Raw genomic sequence first — 16387 nt, 5'->3', positions numbered from 1 at the left:
GATCGGGACAATGGCTGGACCTTCCGCTCACGACGATCATTCTCATGATCACCACGCTCATGACGCTCACGCGCATGACGACCATCACGATCACTCTCATACGCCGAGCTTTGCCGATCGCTGGTTCTTCTCCACGAACCACAAGGATATCGGCACGCTCTACCTGATCTTCGCGATCTTCGCCGGTATCGTCGGCGGCCTTCTCTCCGTTGCCATGCGCATGGAGCTGCAGGAGCCGGGCATCCAGATCTTCCACGGCCTGGCCTCCATGGTCTACGGCTTCGAAGGCGATGCTGCCATCGATGGCGCCAAGCACATGTTCAACGTCTTCACCACCGCTCACGCGCTGATCATGATCTTCTTCATGGTCATGCCGGCGATGATCGGCGGTTTCGCCAACTGGATGGTGCCGATCATGATCGGCGCACCTGATATGGCCTTCCCGCGTCTGAACAACATCTCCTTCTGGCTGATCGTTCCGGCCTTCCTGCTGCTGGTCATCTCGATGTTCGTCGAAGGCCCGGCCGGCGCATACGGCGCAGGCGGTGGCTGGACCATGTATCCGCCGCTCGCAGTCGGCGGTCAGCCGGGTCCGGCAGTAGACCTTGCGATCTTCTCGCTGCACATTGCCGGTGCCTCGTCGATCCTCGGTGCGATCAACTTCATCACCACGATCCTTAACATGCGCGCTCCCGGCATGACGCTGCACAAGATGCCGCTCTTTGCCTGGGCCGTGCTGATCACCGCCTTCCTGCTGCTGCTCTCGCTGCCGGTTCTGGCTGGCGCCATCACCATGGTGCTCACCGACCGCAACTTCGGCACAGCCTTCTTCGCGCCGGAAGGCGGCGGTGACCCGATCCTCTACCAGCACCTGTTCTGGTTCTTCGGTCATCCGGAAGTCTACATCCTGATCCTGCCGGGCTTCGGCATCGTCAGCCACATCGTATCGACCTTCTCGAAGAAGCCGGTCTTTGGTTACCTCGGCATGGCCTATGCCATGGTCGCCATCGGCGCCGTCGGCTTCGTCGTCTGGGCTCACCACATGTACACGGTCGGCCTGTCGCTCGACGCACAGCGCTACTTCGTCTTCGCAACGATGGTCATCGCCGTTCCGACCGGCGTGAAGATCTTCTCCTGGATCGCAACGATGTGGGGTGGCTCGATCACCTTCCGCACGCCGATGATCTGGGCGATCGGCTTCATTTTCCTCTTCACCGTCGGTGGCGTGACGGGCGTCCAGCTCGCAAACGCCGGCCTCGACCGTTCGCTGCATGACACCTACTACGTCGTGGCTCACTTCCACTACGTTCTGTCGCTCGGCGCCGTCTTCGCCATCTTCGCTGCCTGGTATTACTGGTTCCCGAAGATGACCGGCTACATGTATAGCGAGTTCCTTGGCAAGCTGCACTTCTGGGTCATGTTCATCGGCGTGAACCTGGTGTTCTTCCCGCAGCATTTCCTCGGCCTCGCCGGCATGCCGCGCCGCTACATCGACTATCCGGATGCATTTGCCGGCTGGAATTATGTCTCGTCGATCGGCTCCTACATCTCCTTCGTCGGCGTGATCATCTTCCTCGTCGGTGTCTGGGAAGCCTTCGCCAAGAAGCGCGTTGCCGGTGACAATCCGTGGGGTGAGGGCGCAACGACCCTCGAGTGGCAGCTGCCTTCGCCGCCGCCCTACCATCAGTGGGAACAGCTTCCGCGCATCAAGTAAGATGCCGGATCCAGACGCCGCAGGCCTCTGCGGCGTCTGGCGATTGAGGAATTCAGGACGGAATGATGACGGTAATCGACAATCACGAGGCTCTTGCTGAAGACGGCGATTTTCGCCTGTCGGAAGCCAGTGCACGCGATTATTTCGAGCTTCTGAAGCCGCGGGTCATGTCGCTCGTGGTCTTCACGGCCTTTGCCGGCCTGGTGCTGGCGCCGGACCACATCAACCCCGTTCTCGGCCTGATCGCCATTCTCTGCATTGCCGTCGGTGCAGGCGCATCGGGTGCACTGAACATGTGGTATGACGCCGACATCGACGCCGTCATGAGCCGCACCGCCAAGCGCCCGATCCCGGCCGGCCGCATCAAGCCCAAGGAAGCCCTGGCCTTCGGCCTCGTGCTCTCCTGCTTCTCGGTGACGATCCTTGGCCTCGCGGTCAATTGGCTGTCGGCCTCGATCCTTGCCTTCACCATCTTCTTCTATGCCGTCATCTACACGATGTGGCTGAAGCGCTCGACGCCGCAGAACATCGTCATCGGTGGCGCGGCCGGCGCCTTTCCGCCGATGATCGGCTGGGCCTGCGTGACGAATTCCGTCACGATCGAAAGCACCGTCCTCTTCCTCATCATCTTCCTGTGGACACCGGCGCATTTCTGGGCGCTTGCCCTCTTCAAGATGCGAGATTACGAAGCGGTTGGCGTGCCGATGCTGCCGAACGTGTCCGGTGAGCGCACCACCAAGCACCAGATCGTTGCCTATGCCGTGCTGACGGCCATATGCGCGGTGCTGCCGACCTTCCTCGGCTTTGCCAGTGTCGGTTATGGCGTGGTGGCCGCGGCACTCGGTGCGGTCTTCATATACTGTTCCATCGCCGTCTGGCGCATGCCCGACGGCGATCTCAAGATGATCCCGGCGAAGAAGCTGTTCGGCTTCTCGATCTTCTATCTCTTCGCCGTGTTCTCCGCGCTGATGCTCGACCGGCTGGTCGCCATGCTGGCTTCGTATGCAGGAGGCTCGTTCTGATGGAATTGGTCAAGCTTACTGAAGCGCAACGCAAGTCGCGCCGCAATCGCAACATTGCGCTCGGCGTCGTGCTCGCCGGTCTGGTAATCCTTTTTTACGTCATCACCATCGTCAAGTTCCTCGGACATGGAGGCTGATGAGATGAGCGACGCCGTCAACACACCGAAGAAGCCGCGCAACAACGCAGCCGTCGTCTTCATGTGCCTGAGCTTTGTCGTTGGTATGGGCGCGGCAAGCTATGCCGCCGTGCCGCTCTATCGGCTCTTCTGCCAGGTGACCGGCTATAACGGCACGACACAGCGTGTTGATCAGGTTTCCAGCGTCATTCTCGACCGTACGATGCGTGTCACCTTCGACGCCAACGTCGCTCCCGGCCTGCAGTGGGAGTTCAAGCCGGTCGAGCGCGAGGTCAATCCGAAGATCGGCGAGACCATCCAGGTCAATTTCATCGCCGAAAACCGTTCCAACGAAACCCAGCGCGGCCAGGCGATCTTCAACGTGACGCCGGGCGAAGCGGGCGCCTATTTCAACAAGGTGCAATGTTTCTGCTTTAATGAAACGGACCTGAAGCCGGGCGAGAAGCTTGAAATGCCGGTCGTGTTCTACATCGATCCGGAGATTACCAAGGCCGCTGAATCGAAAAGCATTCACACGGTCACGCTGTCATACACGTTCTATCCTAAAGAGGGTCCGAAGCCGGTGGCTTCGAATGAGGATGGAACGGGACAGGCTGAAAAGAAACTTTGATTGAGGAGTGTTTCCGGCCGTGCCGGAAGCGGAGAAGGAAGACACCGGGGATCTGACATGGCCGATGCTCATCAGAAGAATCACGACTATCACATCATAGCTCCGAGCCCGTGGCCGATACTGGCCTCGCTCGGCGCATTCCTGATGGCCTTTGGCGGCGTCGGCTACATGCGCTACCTGAACGGCGGCTCGCTGCATGTTTTTGGTATCGAATGGGCGCATCCGTGGCTCTTCTTCATCGGGCTGGCTGTCGTTTTCTACGTCATGTACGGCTGGTGGTCTGACACCGTGAAGGAAGCCCACGAGGGCGCCCATACACGCGTCGTGTCGCTGCACCTGCGCTATGGCATGATCATGTTCATCGCTTCGGAAGTGATGTTCTTCGTCGCCTGGTTCTGGGCCTATTTCGACGCCAGCCTCTTTCCGCACGAGGCAATCCAGGCTTCGCGCCTTGCCTATACCGGCGGTGTCTGGCCGCCGAAGGGCATCGAGGTTCTCGATCCCTGGCACCTGCCGATCTACAACACCGTCATCCTGCTGCTCTCGGGAACGACGGTCACCTGGGCTCACCACGCTCTGCTGCACAACGACCGCAAGGGCCTTATCCAGGGCCTGACGCTGACGGTCCTGCTCGGCGTGCTCTTCTCCTCCGTCCAGGCCTATGAATATGCCCATGCTCCGTTCGAGTTCCGCAACTCGATCTACGGCGCGACCTTCTTCATGGCCACCGGTTTCCACGGCTTCCATGTTCTGGTCGGCACCATCTTCCTGCTGGTCTGCCTCCTTCGTGCGCTGCGCGGTGACTTTACACCGAAGCAGCACTTCGGCTTCGAGGCGGCTGCCTGGTACTGGCACTTCGTCGACGTCGTCTGGCTGTTCCTGTTCTTCTGCATCTACGTCTGGGGCGGCTGGGGCGCACCGATAGCGGCAGGCTGATCGAGGCCGGATAGAAATCAAAAAAGGCGGGTGCCACTGGCCCCGCCTTTTTCTTTGTCTCGGAGATAGAGCATTTCCGTCTTTCTTCGAAACGCGAAAATGCTCTATCCCTTTGTTTTCACGCAATTCCGGACGCAAAACCACTGCATACTTTTGCAGGAATTGCTCTGGCTTTTCGTCTTACCGTTGACCAGCCAGCTTCTCGAAGGCCGAAGGCTCGGGAATGCCGAGGTCCAGCTGATGGCGGATCGCCTCGGCGCATTCGAGCGCGGTCAGCACCGATGTATCGACCTCCATGTCGTAGAGGCCGGGGCGATGAACCTCGTCCTGCCAGCGCTGTACTGGTTCAGGCACGGGTGCCTCCCCGGTGGCGCGCAGGTAGAGGGTCTCACGCCCTTCCTCCGCGACTTCCCGCCGCTGCATGATCGTCTCGATCGGACATCTGACGCCGACGAACAGTACGGGAAAACCGTCCAGTCGTCTGGCGCAGTCGCCGAGGATGCCGAGTGGCTGCGAGTAGCTGTCGTGGTGGCCGAGGTCGGCGACGACGTTGAGCCCCAATCCGGCATGGATGGCGATCGATTCATAAAGCGCTGCATAGAGGAACGGCACGAGTTCTTCGAGATCCGGCCGCTCGCCGCCGGGCCTCAATCCGATACCGGGCAGGTAGCGCTTTGGCGTCATGGAATTATAGGTATCGACGCCGAGGTTGATCCACGGCCCCTCGAATTCTTCCTGGATTGTACGCGCAATGCTGGATTTGCCGCTTCGCGGCGCACCGTTCAGGATAATGATCTGTCCGGCATGGCTGTCGTTGGTCATCAGTCTTCTTCTTCTGTTTGGCGCGAATCGCTGAGGCGAAATCGCGCAGGTATTTCCATTCGGGATGCGAATACTTTATGGGAGAGTTAAGGCAGACGACGAAAAGCCGCCTGGATGGAGATCGGCATGAACGAAGATAGCGCACAATTTCCACCGGTCGATCCGGTCAAGACCGGCATCAAGGGATGCTGCCCGCGCTGCGGTCATGGGCAGCTCTTCGATGGCGTGCTCGGCCTGAAACCGAACTGCGCCGCCTGCGGGCTGGATTATTCCTTCGCCGATGCAGGCGATGGTCCCGCCGTCTTCGTTATCCTCATCGTCGGCTTCATCATCATCGGTTCGGTGCTCTGGCTGCAGGTCAATTATGCGCCACCGATCTGGGTTCACATTCTGCTCTTTGCTCCGCTCACAATCATACTCTCCCTGCTGGCGTTGCGCTGGTGCAAGGGCATCCTCATCGCCATGCAATATCGCCATAATGCCCGCGAGGGACGCCTGAGTGACTGACATCGAGAGTCCGGCCCCGCGCCGCAAGCTGCCGGTGTTTACCGGCATAACCGTTCTCATTGCGCTCGCCATCCTGATCTCGCTCGGCACCTGGCAGGTGGAGCGTCTTTACTGGAAGGAAGGCCTGCTCGCCGATATAGCCGAGCGCCGAGCCGCAGCCCCGGTTCCGCTTGCCGATATCGAGGCCATGGCCGCTCAGGGCGGCGACATCGAGTATCGCACGGTCACGGCTACCGGCCGCTACATCAACAACAAGGAGCGCCATTTCTTCGCCACCTGGCGTGGCCAGACCGGCTATTACATCTATACGCCGCTGCAGCTCGCGGATGGGCGCTACCTCTTCGTCAACAGAGGCTTCGTTCCCTATGAGAACAAGGAGCCGGAAATGCGGATGCAGGGCCAGTTGACGGACCAGCAGACGGTAACCGGCCTCGCGCGTGCCAGACTCCCCGGCAAACCCTCCTCGCTCGTGCCTGACAACGACGTGGCGAAGAATATCTTCTACTGGAAAGATCTTGATGTGATGGCGTCGAGCGTCGACCTCGACAAGGCTGATGTCTTACCCTTCTTCCTCGATGCCGATTCCACGCCCAACCCGGCGGGCTTTCCGATCGGCGGCGTCACGCAGGTCGATCTGCCGAACGACCATCTGCAATATGCTTTCACCTGGTACGGGCTGGCTGCGGTGCTGCTCGTTGTCGTCGCCATCTCCTGGTTCCGTCCCCGCAAGGGTGCAGCGCAATAGTATCGCTTCAATTCCGACCCATATTGGGTTAGAGGTCCCTGAAGCTTAACCTGGGTATGTTATGAACATTGCGGCAAAACCTCCGTTGACGATCAGGCTCTGCGGTCCGCGCGGCTTCTGCGCCGGCGTCGATCGGGCGATCCAGATCGTCGTGCTGGCGCTGAAGGCTTACGGCGCGCCTGTATATGTCCGCCACGAGATCGTCCATAACCGCTATGTCGTGGAAGGGTTGGAAGCCAAGGGAGCGGTCTTCGTCGAGGAGCTTGACGAGATCCCGGCGGAACATCGTGCCCAGCCGGTCGTCTTTTCCGCCCATGGCGTGCCGAAATCCGTGCCCGAGGATGCGAATGCCCGCAACCTCTTCTATCTCGACGCAACCTGTCCGCTGGTCTCCAAGGTCCACAAGCAGGCGATGCGCCATAATCGCCTCGGCCGCCATGTCGTCCTGATCGGCCACGCCGGTCATCCCGAAGTGATCGGCACCATGGGTCAGTTGCCCGAAGGCACTGTTTCGCTCATCGAAACTGTCGAGGATGCGGACGTTTATCAGCCGGTCGATCCCGATAATCTCGGCTATGTCACGCAGACGACGCTTTCGGTCGACGATACCGCCGGCGTCATCAAACGGCTGGAAGAGCGCTTCCCCAAGCTACAGGCTCCGGCCGCTGATTCCATCTGCTATGCCACGACCAACCGCCAGGAAGTGGTGAAGGAAGCAGCCCCCGGCTGCGATCTGTTCATCATTGTCGGCGCGCCGAATTCGTCCAATTCCAAGCGGCTCGTCGAAGTGGCACTCCGGGCAGGCGCGAAGAAGTCGATCCTCGTGCAGCGTGCTTCAGAGCTCGACTGGGATGAGATCGGCCCGATTGCCACGCTCGGCCTGTCCGCCGGTGCTTCTGCCCCGGAAGTGATCGTCAATGAGATCATCGAGGCCTTCCGCACACGCTTCGATGCCCGCGTCGAGCTTGCCGAAACCGTGCAGGAAAACGAGCACTTCCTTGTCAATCGCGAACTGCGCAGCCTTGAATTGACGACGGCTGACATGGCATTCGTGAACGGGGAATGAGGTGAGGGGGCTACCCCTCTGCCCTGCCTATCTGATGACACCGCTTCTACAGTGAGATACCCACCTTGGCAGTTTATACCGATATCGCCGAAGACGATCTGAAATGGTTTCTCACCGAATATGATGCCGGTACGCTGCTCTCTTACAAGGGCATCGCGGAAGGCGTGGAGAATTCCAATTTCCTGCTGCACACATCCAAGGCGCCGCTCATCCTGACGCTTTACGAAAAGCGGGTGGAAAAGAGCGATCTGCCCTTCTTCCTCGGCCTGATGCAGCATCTGTCTGCCGGCGGCCTGTCCTGCCCGCTGCCGCTGCCGCGCAAGGACGGCGCGCTGCTCGGCACTCTGTCGGGTCGTCCCGCCGCACTCATCTCCTTCCTTGAAGGCATGTGGCTCAGAAAGCCGGAAGCCAAACACTGCCGCGAAGTCGGCAAGGCGCTGGCGCAGATGCATGTTGCTGGTGAAGGTTTTGCACTGACGCGGCCGAATGCCTTGTCGCTGGAAGGCTGGCAGACGCTCTGGGACAAATCCGAGGCGCGCGCCGACGAGGTCGAGCCCGGACTGCAGAACGAGATCCGCAGCGATCTCAATTTCTTGCGGGCCTATTGGCCAAAGGATTTGCCGGCTGGCGTCATCCACGCCGATCTTTTCCCTGACAACGTCTTCTTCCTCGGCGACGAGCTCTCGGGCCTCATCGATTTCTATTTCGCCTGCAACGATCTGCTCGCCTATGACGTTTCGATCTGCCTCAATGCCTGGTGCTTCGAGAAGGACGGCGCCTACAACATCACCAAGGGCATGCAGATGCTGGAAGGGTACCAGAGCGTGCGGCCGCTGAGCGAGGCGGAGATTAAAGCTCTGCCGGTTCTCTCCCGTGGCTCGGCGCTGCGCTTCTTCCTGACCCGTCTCTACGACTGGCTGACAACGCCCGAGGGCGCGATGGTCACCAAGAAGGATCCGCTGGAATATCTGCGCAAGCTGCGCTTCCACCGCCAGATTTCCTCGCCCGCCGAATATGGACTGAGCCTATGAAGCACATCGATATCTTCACCGACGGGGCATGCTCCGGTAACCCCGGCCCCGGCGGGTGGGGCGCTGTGCTGCGCTACGGCGAGGTCGAGAGGGAACTCTCCGGTGGCGAGGCTGAAACCACCAACAATCGCATGGAGCTCCTGGCTGCCATTTCCGCACTGACTGCCCTGAAGGAGCCCTGCGAGGTCGATCTCTATACCGACAGCGCCTATGTGAAAGACGGCATTTCCAAATGGATCTTCGGCTGGAAAAAGAACGGCTGGAGGACATCGGACAATAAGCCGGTGAAGAATGCCGAACTCTGGCAGGCGCTGGAAGAGGCCCGCAACCGGCACAAGGTGACGCTCCATTGGGTCAAGGGCCACGCCGGCCACCCCGAAAACGAGCGTGCTGATGAGCTCGCCCGCAAGGGTATGGAGCCTTTCAAGAAGAGCAAGAAGGCAGGCTGATCAGGCCACCTGCCGCTGCTCTGCCGTAGCATTCCGTATCAGCCGGTGCATATATTCGAGCTTTGTCACGACAGGCGGTGACAGCACGAAGGGATAGGAATCCGGCTGTCCCATGCTGCGCTGGATCGCGTTGATCGCAAGGCTGAGCGGCACCCAGGCGCCGACAAGCTGTTCGGCGCTCTGTGCCCGATAGGGATTGAAATCCACTTCACCAGCGATCTCTTCATGCCCGCGCGGATCAATCGCGATGCCGAAGCCACGCGCCGTTTCCAGCGTATCGACGATGTGCAGGTAGTGCGCGAAGCATTCTGCGAAATCTTCCCAAGGGTGAACGGAGGCATAGGCGCTGATGAAGGTCTCCTGCCAGCCCGCAACTGGACCGTTGGCATAGCGATCCTGTAATGCGGCGCCATAGTCTTGCCGCTCATCGCCGAAGACTGCGCGGAATTCATCGAATCCATTGCGATCGCGGACCAGCTTGTTCCAGACGAAGTGCCCGGTCTCGTGGCGGAAATGGCCGAGCAGCGTGCGATAGGGTTCATCCATCGCCATGCGCGCCTGCTCGCGGGTCACGTCGTCTGCTTCCGCTGCGCGGATCGCGATCAGCCCGTGTTCATGGCCGGTGATGGCCGGTACGACATTGCCGTCATTCTGCACGGTGTCTTCAAGAAAATCGAAAACGAGGCCGCCTTGCGGGTCTTCCTGCCGGTTGGGATGCGGCAAGTTCCAGCGCAGTAGCGAATAGAAGAGGTGGCGCTGCGCTTGGCTGATGCGGCGCCAGCGGTCGATACCATCTTGCGTGTCGGTATTCGGCACCAGCCGGTTATGCCGGCAGGCGATGCAAAAATCATTGTTGTCATCGACCAGCCAGTTGCAGATGTCGAGGCCCGCATTGGCACAGAACTGCACAAGCCGGTTCGGATCGGAGACAAACTGCCAGTTCGTCTCGTCGCGCGATTCCAGCGCATGCATGGAAAGATCGCGCGCAAAGAAGCCGAGGCGATGGTTGCAGCGCACGCACTGCCTGTTGTCGAAATGGATGACCTGATCGCAATTGTCGCAGGCAAACAGCCTCATGGCAGCCCCCTACAGGCAGGATATCATGGAAAATGCCCGCCGCACACTGATGCGACAGGCATTGCACCTATGAATAAGATGGGGCGTCAGAGCCGGTCGACAGCGCCCTTCAGCTTGTCCTTGACCTTGCCGCTCGCGACCTGGGCCTTGCCCTTGGCTTCCTGCATGCCGCCTTTGGCCTGCATTTCGCGGTTGCCGGTGGCCTTGCCGGCCGTCTTCTTCGCCTTGCCGGCCATCTCGTTGACCTTGCCGGAAATCTTGTCGCCAGTGCTACCCATGTGTATGTCTCCTCTCGGATCACGGACGGAGTATCCGTGTTTGCCGACAGGAAACGCCAGTGAACGAGTTTCGTTCCGGAATGATGCAGTCAGGCGTGGCCGGCTTCGGCCGAAAGCATGGCAGGCGTGATACCCATGCTGGCAAGCGCCCGCTCATACTTGTCATCGAGGCAGCGATCGAAGATCAACTCCTCATTGGCCGCGCAATTGAGCCAGCCATTGGAGGCCACCTCGTTTTCGAGCTGGCCCGCACCCCAGGAGGAATAGCCGAGCAGCATGGTGGCCCGCTTGGGACCGCCGCCCTTGGAGATGGCGCGCACGATATCGAGCGTTGCCGTCAGGCAGATATCGTCGCTGACGGGGATGGAGGAATCGCTGACATAATCGTCGGAATGCAACACGAAACCACGACCGCTCTCGACCGGCCCACCAGTCTGGATCGGAAACTCCCGCGCATCTTTCGGCAGCACGATGGAATCTTCCTGCTTGATCATGTCGAGATGAAGCAGGACATCGGTGAAGGTCAGGCTCTGCGGGCGATTGATGACAAAGCCCATGGCGCCTGCATCCGAATGGGCGCAGATATAAATCACTGTGCGTGCGAAGTTGCGATCCTCCATGCCGGGCATGGCGATCAGGAACTGACCGTCGAAAAATCCGCGTTCCCGTCTGTTCTTCAGCGTTGCTAGGGACATGGTTCCTCCTGCCGCCAGACCGCACAAAGGCTCCGACAAGAGAAACATGGGGCAATGTCACAAATCAATCAACTGAAAATGAAGATTTATATGGGCGGGACTTCTGGCGGCAATTGGCAAGTTTCGGTAAACCCTTGTTCCATGAGAGTTATTTCATTGCTCGCGCGCGCGCCATTAATTGCAGTCATTTCGGCTGCGTCCATGCTCGGATTGCTGCATCAGGCGCATGCGGAAATGAGCGACTGGGCGGAGAACGAGGGTGGCCGCATGCGTCTCGTGGCGCTGCCGCCGGACGCTGATGGCCATATAAGGGCAGGCCTGCAGATTGAGCCGAAGCCTGGCTGGATCACCTATTGGCGTGAACCGGGCAATAATGGCATCCCGCCGCAGATCACCATCGCACCGCAAAGCGGTGTAACGCTGGACGCCATTTCCTATCCCGTTCCGAAACATATCTCCAGCGGCAAGGTCGAGGATATCGGCTATGAGACGCCGGTGACCCTGCCATTATCGCTAACGGCTTCGAAAGTGGGACCGGTCGTTCTCGACGCCACCGCTTTCATCGGCATCTGCAAGGATATCTGCATTCCGTTCCAGGCGCAGCTCTCATTGAAATTTGGTACTGTCGCCCAGTCGCGCCCGCAGGAGGAAATGATCCTTCAGAGCGCCGCTGGCCGCCTTCCCGAAGCGCCGTCTGCCGATTTCGAGGTCGTGGCACACGGGATGTCACCCGACCTGAAGCAACTCTCGCTGAAAGTTACTCTGCCGGAAGCAGGGAATGGAACGCCCGAAATCATCGTCACCGGCCCGAGCGGCTATGCCTTCACCAAGCAGATGAATGTGGGGCGCAGCGGCAAGGCCTATTCCGCCGATATAGCCATCGGAAAGCTACCGAAAAACTACGATATCAAGGGCAAGCAGTGGGGGGTGCTCATCGTTAACGGCGCCCGCGCCATAGAAACCACGCTTGCCTTTGATTGACCGCATCTTATAGTCCCTCTCAATCCCTATGCGGTCTTGCCGCAACCAGCCAGAACCGAGGAGAAAATCCATGACCATCGCGATCGGCGACAAGCTTCCTGCCGCCACCTTCAAGGAAAAGACCGCCGACGGCCCGGTCGAAACCACCACCGAACAGCTCTTTGCCGGCAAGCGCGTCGTGCTCTTCGCCGTACCCGGCGCTTTCACGCCCACCTGTTCGCTGAACCATCTGCCGGGCTATCTGGAAAACCGTGATGCCATCCTCGCCAAGGGCGTTGACGACATTGCCGTTCTCGCCGTCAACGACTGGCATGTCATGGGCGCCTGGGCGCAGTCTTCGGGCGGCCTCGGCAAGATCCACTTCCTCGCCGACTGGGATGCCGGCTTCACCAAGGCGGTCGGCCTCGATGCCGATCTCTCCGGCGGCGGCCTTGGTGTCCGCTCCAAGCGCTATTCCATGCTGGTCGAAGATGGCGTGGTGAAGTCGCTCAACGTCGAGGAAACGCCTGGTCAGGCAACGGTTTCCGGTGCTGCGGCGATGCTCGAACAGCTCTGAGCCGGAAAAGCTCCCGTTGTTACGCAAGGGCGCCTTCTGGCGCCCTTTTTTTATTTTGATCGCCCAAGCAAGCATCAATGTCGCGCTGGGCATCCGCCGTATTGCATCAAGAGCGGCCTCGCCTCATTCTTGCCATACTTGTTATAACATAACACGTAATGTTATTACATATGAGGATTGAGAATGCCGCCCGATCAGGAACGTTTCGCCGTCAGTCTCCTCGGGCAATCGGCACTTCTCCGCGCCTGCGGTGCGGTCGCCATCGTCGGGCTTCTCTGGCTCGCGATCCATTGGGCGATCCTTCTGCCATGAGCGCGCCAGTCATTCGCCTCGACAATCTGACGGTCTCCTATGATCGTCATCCTGCAGTCCATCATCTCTCCGGCACGTTCCAGCCCGGCAGCCTGACGGCAATCGCCGGGCCGAATGGAGCGGGGAAATCCACATTGCTGAAGGCGATCATGGGGGAGCTGCGTCCTGCCGAGGGGGGGTGGAGCACCGGCTGCAGCGCACCGATTTCGGCTATCTTCCGCAGGCGGCAGAGATCAACAGGCGTTTCCCGATCTCGGTGCTGGATACAGTGCTGCTCGGAAGCTGGCGTTCGGCCGGTGCCTTTGGCCGCATCGCAAAACAAGAAGCCGCATGTGCCCGCGACGCACTCGCCACCGTCGGTCTGGAACGGTTTGAAAAGCGCCATATCGGCTCGCTTTCGGCCGGCCAGTTCCAGCGCGTGCTTTTCGCCCGCCTGCTGCTGCAGGATGCGCGTATCATCCTGCTTGACGAACCCTTCACCGCCATCGATGCCCGCACGACGAGGGATCTGCTCGACATTGTCGTCCGCTGGCATGGCGACGGGCGGACGGTGATTGCGGTGCTTCATGATTTCGAGCAGGTGAGGGCACATTTCCCGGAAACCCTGCTGCTCGCCCGCCGGCTGATCAGCTGGGGGCCGACGCAGGAGATCATGTCATCTGCCAATCTTCTGCAGGCCCGCGCTATGGCCGAACGCTGGGATGAGGATGCCGAAGCCTGTGAGCCTGCGGCATGACGGCCTACGATATCTTCTTCGCTCCTTTCGCCGATTATGGCTTCATGCGCCGCGCGCTCGTTGCCTGCCTGTGCCTGGGTCTCGGCTCCGGCCCCATCGGTGTTTTCCTGATGCTTCGCCGCATGAGCCTCATGGGAGACGCAATGAGCCATGCCGTGCTGCCTGGTGCTGCGGTCGGCTATCTCGTTGCCGGCTCGCTGTCGCTGACGGCAATGGGTATTGGTGGTCTCGTAGCAGGTCTTTCCGTTGCGCTGCTGTCAGGTGTCGTCAGCCGTATGACCGTGCTGCAGGAGGATGCAAGTTTCGCAAGCTTCTATCTGGCGTCACTGGCCCTGGGTGTCCTCATCGTCTCTTTGCGCGGTTCGAACATCGATCTGCTGCATGTGCTTTTCGGCACGATCCTTGCCATCGACGCGCCGGCGCTGACGCAGATCGGTGCCATCACGTCGGTTACATTGCTGGCGCTCGCGATCGTCTACCGCCCGCTGGTCGCGGAATGTTTTGATCCGGGCTTCCTGCGCGCCGTCGGCGGGTGCGGGCCGGTCTATCATTTCCTCTTTCTGTTGCTTGTGGTGCTGAACCTTGTCGCGAGCTTCCAGGCGCTTGGCACGCTGATGGCCGTCGGCCTGATGATGCTGCCGGCGGCGATCGCCCAGCTCTGGTCCCGCAATCTGCCGGCCATGATGATGACAGCGGCGGCAAGTGCTGCGGCATCCGGCTATCTCGGCCTTATCGCCTCCTATCATCTCGAACTTGCATCTGGCCCGACGATCATCATGACGGCGGCACTGCTCTACGGCCTCTCCATCTTCTTCGCGCCGTCGGGCCTTGCCCGACGCTTCTTCCCCGCCCGCATCTGAAGGGCTGATTACAGGAGACATCGATGTTACCTAGCAGACTGCTTCTCTCCGCCGCCTTGCCCGTGCTGATGACGCTTTCGGCCGTGCCGGCTTCGGCCGAAACGCTGAAGGTCGCTGCGTCCTTCACCGTGCTTGCTGATGTCGTCCGACAGGTCGGCGGCGATCACGTCAAGGTCACGAGCCTCGTCGGTCCGAACGGAGACCCCCATGAATTCGAGCCGTCGCCGGCCGATGCCAAGGCGCTGAATGCTGCAAAAGTTACCTTCGTCAGCGGTGAGGGGCTGGAAGGCTGGATGGACCGTCTCATCACCGCCTCCGGCTACAAGGGAAATCCGGTCACAGTGTCCGAAGGCATCAACACCCGCACGATGGAAGAGGATGGTAAAACCGTCACCGATCCGCATGTCTGGAACAGCCCTGTCAATGTGAAGGTCTGGGTCGCCAATATCGAGAAGGCGCTTTCCGCAGCCGATCCGGCTGATGCCGATGCCTTCAAGGCCAATGCCGAGAAATATACGAAGACGCTTGACGAGCTGGACGCCTATGCGCATTCCAAGTTCGACAAGATTGCCAACGATCGCCGCAAGGTGCTGACCAGCCACGATGCCTTCGGTTATTTCGGCCGCGAATATAATGTCAGCTTCCTGGCGCCCCTCGGCCTCTCCACCGAAAGCGAAGCATCGGCCGCCGACGTTGCCAAGCTGATCGAGCAGATCAAGCAGGAGCACGTGAAAACCTATTTCTTCGAAAACTCCAACGATCCGCGCCTCGTCAAGCAGGTTGCCACTGCGACAGGCGCCGAGCCGGGCGGTGAGCTTTACGTCGAATCTCTCTCGGGCTCGAAAGGCCTGGCCCCGACCTACGAGAGGATGTTCCGCTACAATGTCGACCAGCTCTCCGCCGCCATGGCGAAATCGAGCTGAGCTGACGGGATCTTAGAGAACGAAATCGAAAACCAGGAGGCCCGCCAGGCCTCCATCCGTCGACGAGACGATGCGCTCGCCGACGGTCACATGCTCGGGATGCACGAGATAGGTATCACGAGCCTCGGGGCTTTCGAAGGTCACGGCAAAGCCGTCGACGAAACCGCCATGCAGCCCCTCGGGCGAGACATTCGGCCCGTATTTAATGTCAAGAATTCCCGGGATCACCTGCTTCAGCGCCACGATGGCGTCGAACAGCGCCTGCTTATCGTCAGGTGTCATAGCGCTCTTCAGACGCATGAATACGCAGTGCAGGATCATAAGGTACCTCCCGATTATGTTTTCGGGCAGAATAGCGACGAAAACGACAAGGGCAACGATATTTCGCGCCCGCAGCCGCCAGACCTGTCGAAGGCCAACCCAGCCTACATCTGGTCCGCCACCGCCACCGGACGGTTATAGATCTTGCGGACGAGGTCATGGGACAAGGCACGTGCAGCCGCCTTCTGCTCTTCCGTCATCGGCCGGCAGGTATCCTTGAGATTGGAGCCGTCTATGACGGTTGCTGCCCCGGAATTGGCGATGACGATATGCCAGCTGCAAGCGGCGACCTTGTCGATGATCACAGCACCTCGGCAACCAGTGGAGAGGCAGAAGGCTACAGTCACCTGCGCGCCATGATCGCCCTTGTGGGCAAGCGCATAGGCGGCGGTGAAATCCTCCTTCAATTTTTCGCAGCGCGCCGGCGCTGCTGCCTCCAGGCAGCTCAGCGAGGGCGGGTGAATTTCGGCGGCGTATACCGGAGAGACGCAAAAGGCGCCCATCGAGAGGGCGAGCAGAAGCTTGAGCATCGGATTTTCCTTGTTGCGCTGAGGCAGAGGCGCATATCGGCGGCCAATGGTCAATGGCCGCCGCAGGCAAGGAAAGCCG

Annotated in this window: 20 protein-coding genes and 2 pseudogenes; 16 read left to right on the top strand and 6 right to left on the bottom strand. The window is 60.0% G+C overall.

All coding sequences use genetic code 11. The features are described from left to right. Positions 1–10 precede the first annotated feature (10 nt). From ctaD to ACR9ZQ_RS21360, 5 genes are all read left to right on the top strand, one after another. Entirely contained in the window at positions 11–1714 is a 1704-nt protein-coding gene (ctaD, locus tag ACR9ZQ_RS21380; RefSeq protein WP_007817983.1) for a cytochrome c oxidase subunit I, read from the top strand. 65 nt (positions 1715–1779) lie between these two features. Beyond that, on the top strand, positions 1780–2736 hold the full coding sequence (locus ACR9ZQ_RS21375) for a heme o synthase (RefSeq protein ID WP_037105949.1): 957 nt from the start codon (positions 1780–1782) through the stop codon (positions 2734–2736). Continuing rightward, positions 2736–2873 carry a hypothetical protein gene (locus ACR9ZQ_RS21370; protein ID WP_007817987.1) on the top strand — a complete coding sequence of 46 codons (138 nt, stop codon included), beginning with the start codon at positions 2736–2738 and terminating at the stop codon, positions 2871–2873. The genes ACR9ZQ_RS21375 and ACR9ZQ_RS21370 overlap by 1 nt, the downstream gene beginning before the upstream one ends. Before the next feature lie 4 nt (positions 2874–2877). Continuing rightward, a complete protein-coding gene (locus ACR9ZQ_RS21365) occupies positions 2878–3483 on the top strand; it encodes a cytochrome c oxidase assembly protein (RefSeq protein ID WP_113323077.1) in 606 nt (201 codons plus the stop codon). Positions 3484–3540: 57 nt separating this feature from the next. Further along, entirely contained in the window at positions 3541–4419 is an 879-nt protein-coding gene (locus ACR9ZQ_RS21360) for a cytochrome c oxidase subunit 3 (RefSeq protein ID WP_481428759.1), read from the top strand. A gap of 180 nt (positions 4420–4599) precedes the next feature. Here the strand turns inward: ACR9ZQ_RS21360 and ACR9ZQ_RS21355 are convergent, their stop codons facing one another. Next, positions 4600–5241, bottom strand: a complete 642-nt coding sequence (locus ACR9ZQ_RS21355) for a chloramphenicol phosphotransferase CPT family protein (RefSeq protein ID WP_481428758.1) — start codon at positions 5239–5241, stop codon at positions 4600–4602. A 126-nt stretch (positions 5242–5367) separates the two neighbouring features. Between ACR9ZQ_RS21355 and ACR9ZQ_RS21350 the strand changes: the two genes are divergently transcribed. The 5 genes from ACR9ZQ_RS21350 to rnhA all read left to right on the top strand — a co-directional run bounded on the left by ACR9ZQ_RS21350 (position 5368) and on the right by rnhA (position 9039). Further along, complete coding sequence (locus ACR9ZQ_RS21350; protein ID WP_007817996.1) at positions 5368–5748, top strand: DUF983 domain-containing protein; 381 nt, start codon at positions 5368–5370, stop codon at positions 5746–5748. Then, complete coding sequence (locus ACR9ZQ_RS21345; protein ID WP_481428757.1) at positions 5741–6493, top strand: SURF1 family protein; 753 nt, start codon at positions 5741–5743, stop codon at positions 6491–6493. Before ACR9ZQ_RS21350 ends, ACR9ZQ_RS21345 begins: the two co-directional genes overlap by 8 nt. A 61-nt stretch (positions 6494–6554) precedes the next feature. Continuing rightward, positions 6555–7559, top strand: a complete 1005-nt coding sequence (gene ispH / locus ACR9ZQ_RS21340; protein WP_113323082.1) for a 4-hydroxy-3-methylbut-2-enyl diphosphate reductase — start codon at positions 6555–6557, stop codon at positions 7557–7559. 65 nt (positions 7560–7624) lie between these two features. Further along, a complete protein-coding gene (locus ACR9ZQ_RS21335) occupies positions 7625–8590 on the top strand; it encodes a homoserine kinase (protein WP_113323083.1) in 966 nt (321 codons plus the stop codon). Further along, positions 8587–9039 (top strand): ribonuclease HI, encoded by a 453-nt coding sequence (gene rnhA, locus ACR9ZQ_RS21330; RefSeq protein WP_113323084.1) that lies wholly within the window; start codon positions 8587–8589, stop codon positions 9037–9039. Before ACR9ZQ_RS21335 ends, rnhA begins: the two co-directional genes overlap by 4 nt. Here rnhA and ACR9ZQ_RS21325 read toward each other — a convergent pair whose 3' ends face one another. The 3 genes from ACR9ZQ_RS21325 to ACR9ZQ_RS21315 form a co-directional block, all read right to left on the bottom strand. Beyond that, entirely contained in the window at positions 9040–10116 is a 1077-nt protein-coding gene (locus ACR9ZQ_RS21325; RefSeq protein ID WP_481428756.1) for a zinc-binding metallopeptidase family protein, read from the bottom strand. 86 nt (positions 10117–10202) lie between these two features. Next, complete coding sequence (locus ACR9ZQ_RS21320; RefSeq protein WP_037105617.1) at positions 10203–10394, bottom strand: CsbD family protein; 192 nt, start codon at positions 10392–10394, stop codon at positions 10203–10205. Positions 10395–10483: 89 nt separating this feature from the next. Beyond that, complete coding sequence (locus tag ACR9ZQ_RS21315) at positions 10484–11089, bottom strand: YqgE/AlgH family protein (protein ID WP_007818010.1); 606 nt, start codon at positions 11087–11089, stop codon at positions 10484–10486. 141 nt (positions 11090–11230) lie between these two features. On the opposite strand from ACR9ZQ_RS21315, the gene ACR9ZQ_RS21310 reads away from it, so the two are divergent. The 6 genes and pseudogenes from ACR9ZQ_RS21310 (at position 11231) to ACR9ZQ_RS21285 (ending at position 15457) form a co-directional block, all read left to right on the top strand. After that, positions 11231–12070, top strand: a complete 840-nt coding sequence (locus ACR9ZQ_RS21310; RefSeq protein WP_481428755.1) for a protein-disulfide reductase DsbD domain-containing protein — start codon at positions 11231–11233, stop codon at positions 12068–12070. A gap of 70 nt (positions 12071–12140) precedes the next feature. Continuing rightward, positions 12141–12626 (top strand): peroxiredoxin, encoded by a 486-nt coding sequence (locus ACR9ZQ_RS21305; protein ID WP_310378372.1) that lies wholly within the window; start codon positions 12141–12143, stop codon positions 12624–12626. Between the two features lie 183 nt (positions 12627–12809). Further along, positions 12810–12938 carry a hypothetical protein gene (locus ACR9ZQ_RS21300; protein ID WP_310378370.1) on the top strand — a complete coding sequence of 43 codons (129 nt, stop codon included), beginning with the start codon at positions 12810–12812 and terminating at the stop codon, positions 12936–12938. Next, a pseudogene (locus ACR9ZQ_RS21295) lies at positions 12935–13674 on the top strand (metal ABC transporter ATP-binding protein). The gene ACR9ZQ_RS21300 and the pseudogene ACR9ZQ_RS21295 overlap by 4 nt, the downstream one beginning before the upstream one ends. Further along, positions 13671–14542: pseudogene (locus tag ACR9ZQ_RS21290) on the top strand (metal ABC transporter permease). Before ACR9ZQ_RS21295 ends, ACR9ZQ_RS21290 begins: the two co-directional pseudogenes overlap by 4 nt. A gap of 15 nt (positions 14543–14557) precedes the next feature. Continuing rightward, entirely contained in the window at positions 14558–15457 is a 900-nt protein-coding gene (locus ACR9ZQ_RS21285) for a metal ABC transporter solute-binding protein, Zn/Mn family (protein ID WP_481428754.1), read from the top strand. A 12-nt stretch (positions 15458–15469) separates the two neighbouring features. Here the strand turns inward: ACR9ZQ_RS21285 and ACR9ZQ_RS21280 are convergent, their stop codons facing one another. Together ACR9ZQ_RS21280 and ACR9ZQ_RS21275 are read right to left on the bottom strand one after the other, a co-directional pair. After that, on the bottom strand, positions 15470–15778 hold the full coding sequence (locus ACR9ZQ_RS21280; RefSeq protein ID WP_113323091.1) for a Dabb family protein: 309 nt from the start codon (positions 15776–15778) through the stop codon (positions 15470–15472). A 104-nt stretch (positions 15779–15882) separates the two neighbouring features. After that, on the bottom strand, positions 15883–16308 hold the full coding sequence (locus tag ACR9ZQ_RS21275) for a hypothetical protein (protein ID WP_481428753.1): 426 nt from the start codon (positions 16306–16308) through the stop codon (positions 15883–15885). Positions 16309–16387: the final 79 nt, after the last annotated feature.

This window comes from Rhizobium sp. KNZ14-9A (assembly GCF_056755015.1).
This window is presented reverse-complemented; position numbering and strand designations above follow the sequence as displayed.